Here is a 15,960-nt window from a genome sequence, read left to right as displayed (position 1 = left end):
ATGTTAGTTACCAGCAACCTCGCGCTTACTAGCGCCAACTTAAATGGCCTTACGCTAAAGAATAGGCTCATAAAGGCAGGGACGTTTGAGAATCTAAGTCCCAATGGCACTCCAAGCCAAGGCCTGCTTGATTTTCATAAGCAATTTGCCGTTGGCGGCGTAGCTATGACCACCATCGGATACTGCGCGGTAGAGAATGCAGGGCGATTAAACGCCAACATGCTCACTATGCATGAGGATTTCCGCAAGGAAATAAGTCAACTGGTGAAAGGGATTCAAAGTCAAGGGTGTAAGGTGTCGGGGCAAATGGGCCATTGCGGCGCCTTCTCAAAAAACCATACTTTGAAAACTCGCCCGAAGGGCCCTAGTGGCGGCTTGAATATTCTCGGCATTGCAGAGGGAATGTGGTTTTGCGACGCGATGACACTAAGTGATATCGACCACTTAGTAGATGCGTATAGAAATGCTGCAATATTTATGAAGTCAGTGGGATTCGATGCTCTCGAAATCCATTTTGGCCATGGTTACGGGCTTTGCCAGTTTTTGAGTCCCCTTACCAATAAGCGCAAAGATATCTACGGCGGCAGTCTAGAAAATCGCCTACGACTCCCACTTCGCGTGCTGGCAGCAGTTAGAGCAGCTGTCGGCAATGACTTCCCTATTTTGGGGAAAATTAGTATGTCAGAAGGGCCTCGTACCGGTATTTCATATGAGGATTCGATCTCCATATGTAAAGCGCTGGATGAGGCAGGTATAGACGCCATTATCGCCAGCAACGGCACCAGCACAATGAATCCAATGCTGATGTTTCGCGGCGACAGCATTCTACCGTCCTTACTTAAATACGAAAAAAATCGCCTTATGCGATTCATATTACGACTGATGGGCAAAAAAATGTTCCCATCCCTGCCTTTCTACGAAATGTACCTTCTTGAGCAAGCGAAACGTATTCGTGAAGTCGTAAAGTGCAAAATGGTCTACATTGGCGGCGCCAGCAATGGCGACAACTTTACGCAAATATTAGATTCAGGTTTTGACTTTATTCAATTAGGTCGCACGCTTTTAGCTGACCCCGACTTGCCACAAAAGCTGGCGGCCAAGCCACATTATAAGAGCCGCTGCACTCACTGTAATCAATGCGTTGGCACCATAGAAAGCCCACAAGGTATTCACTGCCCGCCATTTTTTGATGGTTCAAGGACATGAAAATCCTTATCACTGGGGCGTTTGGCAATCTTGGCCAAATGTGTATAGAAGAAGCGCTGAAGCAAGGGTATCAGCTGCGCTGCTTTGACTTGGATGGTACTCAAAACCAAAAACTAAAGCGTCGCTATCAGAATCGCTGCGAGGTGATACTGGGGGATATTCGCGACACAGAACACCATCGCAAACTGTTAACGGGTGTCGATGCTGTCATCCATAACGCGTCGCTATTGCCGCCGCTCTCTGAAAACCAAGCCGAATTGGCAAAGGCTATTAACGTCGATGCGACCCAAGCACTGATACAAAGTATGACGGCATGCACACCATCGCCAAGATTAATATTTCCATCATCTGTAACGGTATTCGGAAAATCCTTACCAGGCGAGGCCGTTAAAACATCATCTGATAAGGTGTCTTCTAGCGATAACTACACACGCCACAAAATAAAAATTGAAGAAACACTAAAAAAATCAACCTTGCCTTGGGTCATTCTGCGGGTAGGAGTTTCGGTGGACGCTCGTACCTTAAAGGCCGATCGCAACACTCTACGCCAGCTTCTCAGTGTGCACCCAGAGTCACCGTTAGAATTTGTTCACCCCAAAGACGTTGCCTTAGCAATGTGTAATGCCGCTAAATCTGACGAAGCAATTCATAAGACCTTGCTCATTGGCGGAGGACAATACTGTCAAATTAGCCATTATCGTTTTATTAAAACGGCATTCGCCGCGCTTGGATTAACACTCCCTTATAACTCAGAAATCAGTGGCAGCTACTACACCCACTGGATGGACTCAAGCGAAGCGCAAAAGCTGCTTACCTTTCAGCATCATTCTTTTGAGGACTACGAACGGGAAATGAAAAATAAAATGTGTCTAGTTCGAATGGGAACTTGGCCATTACGACCACTTTTAAATCGAATTCTGCCGTACGCATTATCAAAAATATAATAAATTGTAAAATCTGGATGCTAAAAATGAACAATTATAAAAAGCTGTTACTGGCAATATCACTTTTTGCAAATACTATTCTTTGCTTTGCGCAAGAAGATAGTGCAGCAAAAAAAGAAACCTCAAAAAGTATGTTAGAAGAGGTGATAGTTACTGCGCGTAAACGAGCCGAAAGCATCCAAGAAACTCCGGTTGCGGTTACCGTTATTAGTGGTGATTCACTTCGGGATCAAGGTATTCTAAGCGCACAGGAATTAAGTAAATCAGTGCCCAGCTTACAAATTAATAACAGTACATCACCACAAATTTTTATTCGTGGAATCGGTCAGCGCGCTCCCTTTGCACGCTTTGATCCGTCGGTAAGTGTATATCTAGACGGCATATTCATTCCGCGACCTGATGGGCAGTTACTAGATACTATTGACGTAGACAGCGTACAAGTTTTACGTGGACCTCAAGGAACATTATTTGGTAAAAATAATACCGGTGGTGCATTGGTATTTACGTTAACGAAACCGGGTGAAGAGTTTGGTGGTTATCTGGAAGGTAACGTTGGCAATTACAATGAGCAGCGCGTTCAAGCTGCCGTTGACTTGCCTGTAAGCGACGAATTGCTTACTCGAATTTCTGTAAATACTCGCCGTCGCGATGGATTTTTGAAAGACGTCACTGGCCGAGAAAATCAATCCATCGACCGACTGTCGGCTATTTTCCAAAGTCGCTGGTTGGCCAGCGACGACCTAACCGTCGACGGCTTTGCATTTCTTGGCCGAACCCGTGAAAACTTCCCATCTTTTCACTGTCGTATGGTTAGCAACGATGCCTTGTTTGTGAACGGCTTAGGGATTCTTTGGCCAGGTGACACCGACCCAAGTAATCCAAGAGCTTACCGTGACAATTGCGAAGCTAACTCGCGGGAATCACAAAGCGACCTGCATACCAATCAAGGCGACAGCCAACGTCAGCAAAAAGATCAAGATGAGCTAATGTTTGGTCTAACCTTCGATTATCAATTTAACGAAAACCACAGCATGAAGTCGATCATCGGTTATCGAGACGCAACAAAATTTAATCCTCAAACAACGGCAGACGATGGTGGCCCAGCAGAGTTTTTGCGCGCAGATCTTCTTGGCGACAGCATACAAGAATCACTCACGTTTGAGCTTCAATTTAATGGGGTATTTTTCGACGATATTGATTATGCCACCGGAATCTTTTGGCAAGACGAATATAAGTCTGAACGATTTAATACCAGTAACCCGCTAGTAGGTGCCGAGCCGATTGCATTCTTAGGTTTGGCTGCGGGCCAAGAAGGCGTTGATCTAGAAGGTCTTACGGATTTGCTTGGCAGTATTACTAGCCTGATACCCGGAGGAACCGTACCGCTGGTGGCAGGTGCTGCACCACTAGCCACTGTTCAAGATTTTGACATTGATGGCCAAACATTTGCCGCATTCGCACAAGCTACTTGGCATCTCACTGATCATTTTGAATTAACATTGGGGGGGCGTTATACCGAGGAGACCCGCGAATCTTATCTAGAAACACGCGGAGCTGATCTAGCGGAGGTTACCTCAATCATTAGCAGTGCTGACCCACGCTTTGTGCCAATATTACCTGATATGGCGGCTATGGCCTTTCTAGGTACATGGTCACAAGACCCTCTAACGATTGCTAATAACATTTTGAGAGAACGGTTCCCTGGTGATATTCGCGCGCCACTTCTTGATGCAAAAATTGACAGCCGAAGCGATACCTTCCGACAGTTCACACCAATGGCTTCTGCCGCATATATTTTTCCTGAATCTCTGCTGGATGGCGGCATCATTTCATCTGCTATGGTTTACGCAACGTGGAGCAATGGCTTCAAATCAGGGTTCCAGGAACCCTTTGGACTAGATGGTCTTACCGTTGTAGAACCCGAAGAGCTAGAAAACCGAGAAATCGGAATAAAAATTGACGCGCTGGAGCGCTCACTACGGGTAAACATTGCCGCCTATTCGATGGTATTTAAGAATATGCATTTAATCACCGTAAACGTCGATTCAAATAATGCATTGGTCGTGGGTTCACAAAACGCGGGCGCCTCTACAATCGACGGCATAGAGCTTGAGGTAATGTGGTTCCCATCAATGAATGCCATGATAAACCTAACCTACAGTAACAATAACTATCGCTACGAAGAGTTTATGGACAACGACCTGAAGTCATTAGCGCTACGCGGAGAATTCGTGCCTATTGACCGTTCAGATGAAGAGTTTGCTGTTTCACCGGAAGAAACAGCTGCCTTAGGAATTCAATACACCATAGAAACTGATATTGGGAGATTTGTGCCCCGTTTAGACGCCAGCTATAAAAGCGATATTTATCTTGGCCTTGATCGCGGCGCATGGGCGGCATCTAAACAGGACAAATCCCTAGCGTATGCAGATGCTTATTTCTTATATGATGCACGAGTGAGCTGGACTGGCGATGATGAGGATCTCACTATCTCGGCCTATGTTAAAAACCTTACTGATGAACGTTACGATATAGGTGCAGTTTCTGCTGGTGATAGTATCGGTACTTTCACCAGCGTACTTGGCGATCCACGAACCTATGGCTTGGAGCTTCGCAAAACTATTTAAAACGTAAGCGCAAACCTTAAACCGCTTGTCTCGCCCTGTACAGGCGGCTGCTTTATCTTAGACGGACATTCCGATGAAAAATTTACAAGGAAAAACGGCAGTTATTACTGGCGCAGCAGGCGGTTTGGGTAGCGCCCTAGCGAGCAGCATGGCAGATAAAGGATGTCATCTTGCTTTAATAGATAGCAATCAAGCTGCTTTAAGTGAGCTGATCAAAAGACTGGAATATCCACATTTACGTATTAGCTCTCACATTATAAATTTATGTGAGCAAACTGATATTGATTCACTACCTGCAGCGATAGCTAGTGTTCATAATTCAATCGATATACTGATCAACAATGCAGGAATGACTATCCAAAAAAGTGTAGAGAATCACAGTATTGATGACTGGCAACGGGTTTTTAACCTTAACTTCTGGGCTCCGGTTTCTTTGTGTAAAACCTTGCTGCCATTGTTGCGTCAGCAACGCAGTGCACATATCGTAAACCTTTCAAGCATGGCCGCTTTTTACGGGCTTCCGAGCCAATCTTCTTATAGTAGCAGCAAAGCCGCACTCCAAGCCTATAGCGAGTCATTAGCTGCCGAGCTCAACAGAGACGGCATTGTTATAAGTTGCATACACCCCGGCGCCATTAAAACCGATATGATGATGGCTACATTGAACGAATCTGATGATCTTAAACAAGCGCAAAAAACATGGCTCTGCAACAACGCTTTGGCATCTCAGCAGAGGTTGTCGCCAAGCGGATTATCCGCGCAATTCAAAGTAACACACCCAGTGTAACGATAGGCTTGGACGCTAAAGCGCTTAAATTTATTAGCAGGATATTTCCTAAGCTTGCAGGAAGATTACTAGCACGTAGTTTTTCTCATCTTCGAAAAAATAGCACACACTTAGAAAGCTAAGGAAGCCATTGTAAGCTCACAGTCTTTCATACACTAAAGAAATAGAACGTTGTCTGCGTGGAGATTTTCACCTCGAGCGTGGCACGAATTGGATCTGTTTAGAGTGAATATCAAGGAGACTGCATCCGTCTATTTGGTTATCATCAGCCTGTTATGGCCGTTAGGGTTTAATCAGTGACGAGTTTGTTGATGCCTTGAGGCTATAGAAATACTTGTAATTGAACGTCCGCTCTCATTTCTAGTGACCGATGCTCTTGCTTAGTCGAATGCCCGCTTTAGGGTGATAATTGACTTTGGGAGCAGTATTCGACCGGCTGATATCTGCATGGTGCCAAAAGCAAACTTCTAGCATTTCTGGTTAGTTATTTAAGCTAATCAGCAAGCAGCCATTCGATTTGGATATGTCAATTAGAACAAATAAAGTTTTAATGATTAGTGGGCTTGGATGAGCACGAAGCTGACGTACTATAAGCGATATTTACTTGGTGAAACCCCCGTAAATTTTGTAAATGCTCTAATAAAATTATTTGGTTCAGTGTATGACAGAATATAGGCAATATGTTTAATCGGAAAACTGGTGGATTTTAAGTATTCTTGAGCTAATTGCATTCTTACATTCAATGAAATTTCCCTGAAATTTGCTCGCTCGGATTCGAGGTGGCTGCGCAAGCTTCTACCGTTTATCTCTAGATATTTAGCCGTTTCAATAAATGAAAATTTACAAATATGCGGGGCCTCAATCAATGCGCGCTCAACCATTTTATGAAATCTTCCCCGACTTCTGGTGTTGTTTAGAATTTGGTTGCACTGCAAGGAACAGGAAACAATCTCCGACAACGTACCGACAGCAAGTTGTGCGTTAAAAGCCTCCGCCGGCAAGATTATTGCGTTTAGCTCAGATTGGTACTCTATGTCAGATCTATAAAAGACACTCGCTTTGCTTTTTTGTTTTATGTTTTTTGAAAATGAAAAGCATACCTTGGTCGGTGAAAATTTTTTGTCTGGCGGTAATATAACTTCAATATAATGCCATGATAGTGCCATACTGAATTCTAAGAAGCTGTCGAAATAATTTTTATCGTAAAGGTGCTCCGAGAATACTAGCGCGACTAAGCCCTCTCCCACGGTTTGAACTGTCACTTCCACTGGAAAGCCAAACTGATCTAACGAATAGCCTGCGACTAGAACAAAATCTCTAACGGTTGCTGCGGTCATCATCGCATAACCCATCATACCTAAATCAGTGAGCTGGGCCTGTCTGGTAAGGAAGTAGCCAATTTCAGGGGCTTTATCCTCGGTTAAATAGCGGAATAAATCGATGAAATCCTGCAGGGGGTGCGGCGATCCGCCTGTCCACCAAGACACGCGCGGCAGATTGCATGCCAAGGCTAATTCGCCCGGAACGATCTTTGGGTATTCATTAATTAACGTTTGGTGCAAATGCGTAAGCATTTTTTCACCTACGTGATTATCTAGCAGTAGTTCCATAATGTACCTCATTTTCTCGTCAAAAATGATAGATCATAATTGTCAAAAATGATAGCTTAAGATTGATGGTGCCAGTGCGGCGGTTTAAATTGTTGTGACAGATTAGCTCGGTGATGAATACGTTTTCGATTAAGTCCGATAACGATGACCGCATAATTAATACTAATTACAACATTATAAAGGCCGTCCATGTCGCGCAATATTATAAATATTGACACTCTAAACGATGAGAACAAAGCGCGTTTAAAAGTGCTTACCAGTCCACCAGCATTGTCCAAACCAACTGCCATCATGTGTGTGGTTTTGGTTTCGGTTTACCTAACCGTCTACGTTACGGGGTTTGCCGGAATCTTGCCCTTATGGTTAGGCATGCTGATTAACGCGGTTGTTGGTTATTTGGCATTTAGCGTAGCTCACGATTCCATACATAGGTCGATATCTTCAGATTCAATTTTAAATGACCGAATCGGCCAATTAGGTGTGGCTATTGTTCTACCCTATGTCAATTTAAAACTCTTTCGTTGGGCTCACATTCTTCATCACCGCTTCGCCAATGGCGAAAGAGACCCTGATCTATTTTTTAATGGGGCGTGGTGGACATTGCCATTCCGGTGGATGTTGATTGAGTTTGCGTACATGCGCTATGCAATTAAACACGGCGATAAAATATCTGCACCCGCCTTAAGCTCAAGCCTGAGACGTGCAGCGGTATTTTTTACTTTCCTTGGGATATTGATCTACGCCGGTTATGGCTACGAAGTGTTGATGTTGTGGTTTATACCGACAAGACTCCAACAGTTGATGCTGGGATTCACTTTCTTTTGGCTTCCACATGTTCCTCATGATGTAACTCAAGCTGAACATTACACAAAGGCGACAACCATCAGAAGGGGCTATGAAACAGTACTTAGCCCTTTGATGCAGTATCAAAATTATCATTTGATACATCACTTGTTTCCAATGACCCCTTTTTATAACAACAAAAAAGTTTACGACTTGATCGAAACTGAGCTAGAGAAATATGAACTGGCTGTTCAGCATGGTTTGTCTATTAAGCCGGTAATTAAGCCTGGCCTTGTGGCCACAAATATAAAATAAATAAAATTTGAGGAAATAATAATGCGAAGGTATCAATGTCGGTTTTGTTCACATGTATACGATGAAAATTTGGGTGATCCTGATAGTGGAATAGCCCCAGGCACTAGGTGGGATGACATACCCGATGGCTGGATGTGTCCAGAGTGTGGCGCTGAAAAATCTGACTATGACTTGATCGAAGATTGAGATATTACATTTTAATTATGAGATTGTAATTTTTTATATACCTCTGCAAAGGTGGTACTGGTAATGAGTATAAAAATAAACGGAAAAATGATTTTCCTTGGTTTTGTTGTGGCTTGCATTTCCACCCAATCAAATGCACAAAGTAATAGTGATATTTCCACGGCAAGACCAGTTGTAAAAAAGCAAAATAGACTGCTCGAAGAGGTAGTGGTTACGGCACGTAAACGTGAGGAAGACTCACAAGATGTGCCTATAGCCATTGCGGCATTCTCTGGTGAGAAGCTAGATGCTTTTGGCGTGGAGAGTGCGACGGGTTTAGCTAAAATTACGCCTGGTTTAGTTTTCGGTAGCGTTATTGGCTTCAATACTGTATTTCTTCGTGGTGTTGGCTCAGATGCTTACCTACCTTCAGCTGACCCCAGTGTACCTATATATGTTGATGATATAAGTTCGCTACCCTCGCAAGGCTCAGTGGATGCCTTGGTAAATGTAGAGCGTGTAGAGGTGCTCAAAGGTCCACAGGGTACGCTGTTTGGTCGTAACGCTTTAGGTGGTGCGATTAGAATTGTAACACCGGAACCGAGGACGGATGCATTTGGCGCTCAACTTAAATTAGAAGGCGGCCGTTACGGCGAAATGGGGTCGGATAACTATAGCGGATCCTTTTTTCTTAATTTACCTATAACGGATTCATTAGCTGCTACTGTATCTGGGATCTACCGAGATCAAGAAGCTTTATACAAAAACACACTTGGAAAAACGGTGGCAGATGACACCTTAAGTGGTGGTCGTGTAAAAATAAAATGGTATGCAACAGACCGTTTAGATTTTACGTTAAGTGGTTCTTATGAGGAAAGCTCAACGTCGGGAGGCCTGGCCTCTGAAGGCACAAACCCCGCTCCGATCTTATGCGCTATCTGTGATGAAGATCCGGCTTATGATTATCAAGTCGAAAATAATGTCCCTGCAGAATTGAGAACGCGTAGGCATGTCATTGCCGGTTATATGAACTGGGACTTGCCTTATTTTTCAGCAAAAGCAATTGTTTCAGATCAAACGCTAACCGTACCTTATGGCTTTGGAGACCTTGATTATACAAGCGCACCGATGCTCGAAGGAGAGGTTGGAAAGCAATTTGCAGAGCAAAAAACCGCTGAGGTGCGTTTTGAGTCGAATGAAGAAACACCTTGGAGTGACACCTTTACCTGGGTTGTAGGTGCATATTATTTGGAATCATTGGGTGGTTACGATCCGTTGTATTTGAATATAGCGGATAATGCACTTGCATTGCCATCGTTAAGTGGCTTGGGTGGTCTTTTGGATTCGTTACTGCCTGGAGTGGGAGATTTATTAAATGGGGCAGGGGTAACACTCGCATCGTATGGTCTGTTAGAAACTGAGTCAGCGTCAGCGTTTGCTGAAGGGACATATACACTCTTCGATCGACTGGACTTGTCATTGGGGTTGCGGTACGACGAAGAGACACGGGGTGTAAATGGATCTCGGGTGGACATTTCCGTCGCAAATACGATTACATTGCCGTTCTCCTCCTTTGAAGTAGAAGACGCAACGACTGAGAGATTAAGCCCGAGAGTGTCTGCTAAATGGAGTTTTGATACTTGGCAAATATACACGTCTTATTCAATCGGTTATCTGAGTCCAACCTACAACACGGTCAACTTTTTTGAAGCTCCAGATTTTGTTGAGCAAGAAGAAGATCATGCCTTTGAGATAGGGTTCAAGGGAGAGTGGCTGGATGGGCAGTTACAATTGGAGGGGGCAGTTTTCTATATCGAGCGTTAAAATATCATTACTGCCTACACAGCTCTAACTTCTGGTGGCGCGGTTAACTTTTTTAACGCTGGGGATGGTGAGGTGAAAGGCGCAGAACTTAGTATGCAGCTTCAACCAATGCCAGACTTAAATCCTGGGTTAGCTGTAATTTTCTCAGGATCGTATCTTGATGCGATTTATACATCTTTTGAAGATGGGAGAGGTTTTGATGAAGACACGGGACTTGCTTTTGGTCCGGGAAGTACATTTGGTTTACCTCCTCGAAACTTTACAGGCAATAGCATAGTTCAATCTCCTGAATTTACAGCTTCAGCAACAATATTGCAGAGTTTTTACTTGAGCGCTGATAGCGATATTGAATTTGCTATCGACTCCTATTACAACTCTGGGTACTTCTTTACACCTCAAAACACATCATTAATGGAACAAGAGTCATACCAAACTTATGCTGCACGGATTAGTTATTTTTATAATCCTTGGGGTTTGCAGATTACAGCTTATGGCGAAAACATTACTGATGAACGTTATTTTGCAAGCGCGGTTCATTTAGATTTTGGGCCCGGTTTGTCACTATCCTCACCTAGTCACTACGGCGTTCGCGCGAAATGGATATTTGAGTAAGTATCAGAGATAAAGGGTCTACGGATTCTTTATCTCACTTTGATTTCATTTTTCATTTGGTAGGCGGCAAACTCCAAACCAGTTCTTGGTGGACACCGAGAACTTTTAGTACGGAGTCGGTTGATACCCTTTTTTGAGTGTGATTTTGTTATGTTTGAAAATATTACCAGCTATATTCTATTTCAAGCTCAGCATCGGCCAGATGCCCTGTTTGCGAAAGACAATGACGTAGTAATCAGTTTCAGTGAAGCCATTGTTAAAATAAACCAAATAGCGGCAACCTTCGTTAGAAATGGGTATGTCAAAGGTGATCGCATTGGCATACTGGGAAAAAATGGTAACGAATTATTACTTCTAATTTTAGCTGCTTCGAGTTTGGGTATTGTAAGTGTGCCAATGAATTATAGACTAACAGAATCAGAGTTAACCTATATTATTGACGATGCTGGATGTAAGGCCATATTTTTTGATGCTGAATTTGAATGTTTGCTCAACGCTTTTGAAAGCACACAATTTGCAAATGTCTGTTTAGACAATAATTCAATAGCTAATGTAGGTTTTACTGATTGGATATATGCATCAGAGTCCAGATCTCTTCCGATACTTAATCTAGAAAACGACGTTTTTATTCAGCTGTATACCAGTGGCACTACCGGAAAACCCAAGGGCGTTCTGCTGACTCATGGCGGATTTATTGCCAACTGTTTGCAAACAAACCTAGCTCATGGTGTGACAACGCAAGCAAATAGTCGTCTATTAATGGTTGCACCCAATTTTCATGCCGTAGGTTTATCTGGCGCATTATGGGCGCTTATGTTTGGTGCGGGTCTAATTATCCATAAAGATTTTGACCCTAAAGTCGTCGCTCATTCCATCGCTGTAGACAAGGTGAACAGCCTAGCAGTTGTGCCGGTGATGTTGCAGTTGATTCTCTCGCTACCGAATATAGAAGAAACCGATTTTTCTAGTCTTGCACTTATTCTATATGGTGGCTCGCCGATGGCGGCATCACTGCTACAAAAAAGCATGGCTGTATTTAATTGCAAATTTGCGCAGGGCTATGGCCAAACCGAAGCTACCACGGCCTTAACCATCCTCTCGCCAGAAGCACATGAATTAGCTGCTGCAGGACAGTCGAAATTACTTCGCTCTGGAGGCAAGGCCGTTATCTCGACAGCATTGAAAATTATTGATAGTTATGGAAATGACTGCCCGATTGGTAAAGCTGGAGAGGTCGTCGCTAAAGGGCCGCAGATCATGAAGGGCTATTGGCAGCGCGAAGATGCAACGAAGGAAACAATTGTTGATGGCTGGCTGAGAACGGGCGACATCGGCGAACTTGATGAACATGGTTATCTTTATATTAAGGATCGCTTAAAAGACATGATTATATCCGGAGGAGAAAATATTTACCCAGCAGAAGTTGAATCGGTATTGCTGGCACACACTGATATTTTTGACTGCGCGGTTGTTGGTGTTGAGGATAAAAAGTGGGGAGAGGTTCCGGTGGCGTTTGTCGTGACAAAGCCAGGTCTAAATGAGCTAAAAATTAATGAGTACGTTCGTGAGAAATTAGCAGGATATAAAGTTCCTAAAAAATATCGTTTTGTTTCGCAACTGCCGCGCAACCCCTCAGGGAAAATACTAAAGCGTGAATTGCGATTAACGCTCCATGGCGAGAATAGTTGATTAGCCGGTTTGTGTGGCAATCAATCGACATAAAGTTTAAGGGTATAAAATAATGAAAATGTTGGCAGCGATAGTGAGGGAGGCGGGTGCCCCGCTCAGCATAGAAAAGTGTGAAATAGCCGAACCTAACGCTGGCGAGGCATTGATAGAAGTTGAAGCCTGTGGAGTTTGTCATACCGATGTCGCTGCTCGCGACCAGTATCTGCCGGTCCCGCTCCCCGCCGTTTTAGGACACGAAGGTGTAGGCCGCATTCTTAAGCTAGGTGCTGGTGTTGATAAGGTGGCGGTTGGTGATCGAGTAGTTGTTAGCTTTGGATCCTGCGGCCATTGCGCTAATTGCCATGACGATGCACCGAGCTATTGCGATCATGGCGCCGTGTATATGATTAACGCCTCCCGTGCGGACGGTAGTTCTCCAATTAGCCAAAATGGCAAGCCGATAAGTGGTCATTTTTTCGCCCAATCCACTATGGCAAGTCATGCAGTGGTTTCTTGTCAAAATATAGTGAAACTTGACGAGGACTTTCCGGCTCATATTGCTGCGCCGTTAGCCTGCGGTGTACAAACCGGTGCTGGCAGCGTGTTACTGGTGATGAAACCAAAACCGGGTAAGGCTATTGTTATATTAGGCTGCGGTACGGTTGGTCTCTCTGCCATTATGGCAGCGAAGATTGCTGGTTGCTCCACCATTATTGCCGTTGATATTTTGGCGTCCCGGTTGGAATTGGCGCAAGAGTTGGGTGCTCATCACATTATTCAGAACAGCGAATCCATAGCTGAACAATTACTAACGTTGGGCGGTGTGGATTACGTCTTTGACACCACCGGTATTCCCGCTTTGGCTTCTGCAGCCTTCAGCGCATTAAAAGCCCGCGGTATGCTGGTATGCGTTGGCGTAGCTAAGCCAGAGTCACATTTGAAAATTGATATGAATATGCTGATGGCAACCGGCCGTCAGGTTCGCGGAGTTATCGAAGGTGATGCTGTACCCGCAGATTTTATTCCAAAATTGATTGCGTATTATCAGCAAGGCTTACTACCTCTAGACAAGCTAGTGAGTTGCTACGATTTTAACGACATCAATCAAGCCATAGATGACACACTGGGTGGAAAGGTAGTTAAGCCGGTATTGATGATGAAGGCAACGACCATTGAGGCGGAGTAAAATGGCATTCACTCATATGCAAGACATTCTCGACGCGCAGCGTGCTGCCTACCTGTTAGATTCGCACACGACCATAGCCCCTCTGGATATAAGATGATGACCGACACCTTACTGGTGAAAACCCATTACGACTCATTGACCCGCGTTGCTGAGATAGTTTTTCACCGTGAATCTGTTTTGAATGCGATTAATGTTCAGTTGGCGTCGGAGTTCGCTGCTGTTGTTGATGAGCTGTATAACCGCAGCGATGTTAGGTGTTTGGTGATTCGGGGTGCGGGCCGCGCATTTATGGCAGGTGGTGATGTCGCTGAATTTGTTGCGGCCGGAGAGTCAACTCCTGCCGTTGTCGACAAGCTTTTGGATGCTCTCAACCCCACAATTCTTAAATTGCGAGCAATGCCCTGTCCTGTGCTGGCGGTATGTCAAGGCGCAGTAGCGGGCGCAGGCTTAAGTCTACTCGCCGCTTGCGATCTGGTCATTGCTGCTGATAGCAGTCGCTTTATGATGGCCTATGACAAAATTGGCGGGCCGCCGGATTGCGGCGGTAGTTATCTTCTTTCTCAGTTATTGGGAGAGCGATTGGTCAATGAGTTGATGTTTACCGGCGCAGTGTGGACGGCGGCGGAGGCGAAACAAAATGGCTTAGTAAGCCGGATTGTAAATAGTGAAGAAATACTTGCATGCACGGAAGAGTGGGTGGAGCAATTGGCTGCGGGGCCCACCAAAGCCTATGCCGCATATAAAAATTTACGCAATTCACGATATGACCATTCCTTGGAAACTCATTTAGAGATTGAGCGTAAAGCCTTTAAGGTGTGCAGTCTGAGTGCTGATTTCCGTGAGGGAACTGCCGCATTTAGTGAGCGTAGACCAGCTAAATTTATCGGGCGATAGCTTTTTTTTAACGATATTTTGCATTGTATCGCTCAACTTGTTTACTGAGGACAAATAGAAATGGCTTATCAAATTGAAAATCCGACACGCTATGCGGACAAAATGTTTAGCGATGTATTCCTACCTGATGAAACTCTCTTAATTAAGCGAGAGGCCCGTGAATTTGCAGAAACCGTTCTTCGGCCTATCGCCCATGAGGTGAACACCACACCGGAGAGCCGAGGCGCATTTCGTCATGACCTAGTAGAGAAAATGGCTGCCGCTGGCTTGTACGCGGTTCCCTTTGCCGCCGATGTAGGAGGTCGTGATCTTCAATTCCCCACTCTGGCCACCTTAGTTGTTATGGAGGAACTCGGCTATTACACACCTGGCGCTGCATCGGCATTGTTTGACGGGCAGGCCATTCTCTGCGGTCAAACCTTGAACGGTGCCGCGCCACATTTGAGAGAAAGATATCTCCCCAAATTAATTAAAGGCGAAATTGTTTGTTGCTTTGCAACTAGTGAGCCGGAGGCCAGCACCGATCTTTCAGTGAAAACAATGAGCACCATAGCGGCACCGGTTGATGGTGGATTTCTCGTGAATGGCAGAAAGCGATGGATAACGAATTCTGTTGCTGGCGATGTAATTTGCCTATTGTGCAATAGCGGCGGTCAGCATGTGATGCTGTTGGTTGATATGCACGACAAGGGAATTCGTGTTTCAGATCCCGACTTGAAAATGGGTAATCACGCTCAGTTAACGGCAGATGTGTTTTTTGAGGATGTTTTCGTTCCTGAGGAGAATATTATTGGAAGTTTTGGGAAGGGCTTGAATGCGGCGCTTGCGGCTCTAACTCTAGGTCGTGCTGGAATAGCCGCGCTGGGTGTTGGCATGGCGCAAAGAGCTTTTGACTACTCCTGTAGCTATATCAGTGAACGAAAAGCTTTTGGCAAACGTATTGCCGAGTTTCAATATTGGCAGTTCCGCTTTGCGGATCATGCAACCGCTATCGAGAACGCACGCAATCTCTACCAAAAAGCGGCATATGCCTTCGATAAAACCGGCAAGCCGTCGGCGATGATGCCTATGGCAAAAGTGACTGGAAGCGAGCTAGCGGTTAACGTTTCCCGAGATGCTATTCAAGCCTGTGGCGGATATGGTTTTGCCCGAGAGATGGTCGCAGATGGTATCGAATGGCCATTAGAATCAATTTACCGTGATGCCAAAATTGGTGAAATCTACGAAGGAGCAAATGAAGTACAGCGCTGGGCGATAGCGCGGGAAATATTTGGTCGGGATATTGCGGGATAGTGGTTCTAATATTTCAATAATTTTATAAGACGGAAAACTTAGGAGA

General features: G+C 44.7%; 13 protein-coding genes. 12 read left to right on the top strand and 1 reads right to left on the bottom strand.

The window, feature by feature from the left end:
- The 4 genes from AELLOGFF_RS15975 to AELLOGFF_RS15960 all read left to right on the top strand — a co-directional run bounded on the left by AELLOGFF_RS15975 (nucleotide 1) and on the right by AELLOGFF_RS15960 (nucleotide 5,564).
- Complete coding sequence (locus AELLOGFF_RS15975; protein WP_159269953.1) at nucleotides 1-1,206, top strand: NADH:flavin oxidoreductase; 1,206 nt, start codon at nucleotides 1-3, stop codon at nucleotides 1,204-1,206.
- A complete protein-coding gene (locus AELLOGFF_RS15970) occupies nucleotides 1,203-2,150 on the top strand; it encodes an NAD-dependent epimerase/dehydratase family protein (RefSeq protein WP_159269951.1) in 948 nt (315 codons plus the stop codon). The genes AELLOGFF_RS15975 and AELLOGFF_RS15970 overlap by 4 nt, the downstream gene beginning before the upstream one ends.
- Before the next feature lie 26 nt (nucleotides 2,151-2,176).
- Nucleotides 2,177-4,777 (top strand): TonB-dependent receptor, encoded by a 2,601-nt coding sequence (locus tag AELLOGFF_RS15965; RefSeq protein WP_159269948.1) that lies wholly within the window; start codon nucleotides 2,177-2,179, stop codon nucleotides 4,775-4,777.
- A gap of 73 nt (nucleotides 4,778-4,850) precedes the next feature.
- The gene (locus tag AELLOGFF_RS15960; RefSeq protein ID WP_159269934.1) at nucleotides 4,851-5,564 is read left to right on the top strand and encodes an SDR family NAD(P)-dependent oxidoreductase; all 714 of its coding nucleotides are present in this window, start codon (nucleotides 4,851-4,853) and stop codon (nucleotides 5,562-5,564) included.
- Nucleotides 5,565-6,151: 587 nt separating this feature from the next.
- On the opposite strand, the gene AELLOGFF_RS15955 is transcribed toward AELLOGFF_RS15960, so the two are convergent.
- Complete coding sequence (locus AELLOGFF_RS15955) at nucleotides 6,152-7,174, bottom strand: AraC family transcriptional regulator (RefSeq protein ID WP_159269932.1); 1,023 nt, start codon at nucleotides 7,172-7,174, stop codon at nucleotides 6,152-6,154.
- A 189-nt stretch (nucleotides 7,175-7,363) separates the two neighbouring features.
- Between AELLOGFF_RS15955 and AELLOGFF_RS15950 the strand changes: the two genes are divergently transcribed.
- The 8 genes from AELLOGFF_RS15950 to AELLOGFF_RS15915 all read left to right on the top strand — a co-directional run bounded on the left by AELLOGFF_RS15950 (nucleotide 7,364) and on the right by AELLOGFF_RS15915 (nucleotide 15,914).
- Nucleotides 7,364-8,272, top strand: coding sequence for a fatty acid desaturase (locus tag AELLOGFF_RS15950; protein WP_159269930.1), 909 nt, complete (start codon nucleotides 7,364-7,366; stop codon nucleotides 8,270-8,272).
- A 21-nt stretch (nucleotides 8,273-8,293) separates the two neighbouring features.
- On the top strand, nucleotides 8,294-8,458 hold the full coding sequence (locus AELLOGFF_RS15945) for a rubredoxin (RefSeq protein ID WP_159269928.1): 165 nt from the start codon (nucleotides 8,294-8,296) through the stop codon (nucleotides 8,456-8,458).
- Between the two features lie 63 nt (nucleotides 8,459-8,521).
- Nucleotides 8,522-10,261, top strand: coding sequence for a TonB-dependent receptor (locus tag AELLOGFF_RS15940; RefSeq protein ID WP_159269926.1), 1,740 nt, complete (start codon nucleotides 8,522-8,524; stop codon nucleotides 10,259-10,261).
- A 72-nt stretch (nucleotides 10,262-10,333) separates the two neighbouring features.
- Nucleotides 10,334-10,873 (top strand): hypothetical protein, encoded by a 540-nt coding sequence (locus AELLOGFF_RS18175; RefSeq protein WP_327785491.1) that lies wholly within the window; start codon nucleotides 10,334-10,336, stop codon nucleotides 10,871-10,873.
- A gap of 150 nt (nucleotides 10,874-11,023) precedes the next feature.
- Nucleotides 11,024-12,562: a class I adenylate-forming enzyme family protein gene (locus AELLOGFF_RS15930; RefSeq protein ID WP_159269924.1), complete on the top strand. Its 1,539-nt coding sequence runs from the start codon at nucleotides 11,024-11,026 to the stop codon at nucleotides 12,560-12,562.
- A 52-nt stretch (nucleotides 12,563-12,614) separates the two neighbouring features.
- Nucleotides 12,615-13,727 (top strand): NAD(P)-dependent alcohol dehydrogenase, encoded by a 1,113-nt coding sequence (locus AELLOGFF_RS15925; RefSeq protein WP_159269922.1) that lies wholly within the window; start codon nucleotides 12,615-12,617, stop codon nucleotides 13,725-13,727.
- A 93-nt stretch (nucleotides 13,728-13,820) separates the two neighbouring features.
- Nucleotides 13,821-14,621 carry an enoyl-CoA hydratase/isomerase family protein gene (locus tag AELLOGFF_RS15920; protein ID WP_159269920.1) on the top strand — a complete coding sequence of 267 codons (801 nt, stop codon included), beginning with the start codon at nucleotides 13,821-13,823 and terminating at the stop codon, nucleotides 14,619-14,621.
- Between the two features lie 60 nt (nucleotides 14,622-14,681).
- The gene (locus AELLOGFF_RS15915; protein ID WP_159269918.1) at nucleotides 14,682-15,914 is read left to right on the top strand and encodes an acyl-CoA dehydrogenase family protein; all 1,233 of its coding nucleotides are present in this window, start codon (nucleotides 14,682-14,684) and stop codon (nucleotides 15,912-15,914) included.
- Nucleotides 15,915-15,960: the final 46 nt, after the last annotated feature.

Origin of the sequence: Zhongshania aliphaticivorans (assembly GCF_902705875.1) — a bacterium.
GTDB lineage: Bacteria > Pseudomonadota > Gammaproteobacteria > Pseudomonadales > Spongiibacteraceae > Spongiibacter > Spongiibacter aliphaticivorans_A.
The sequence above is the reverse complement of the archived record's forward strand: the minus strand, read 5'-3'. Positions and strand labels throughout refer to the sequence as shown.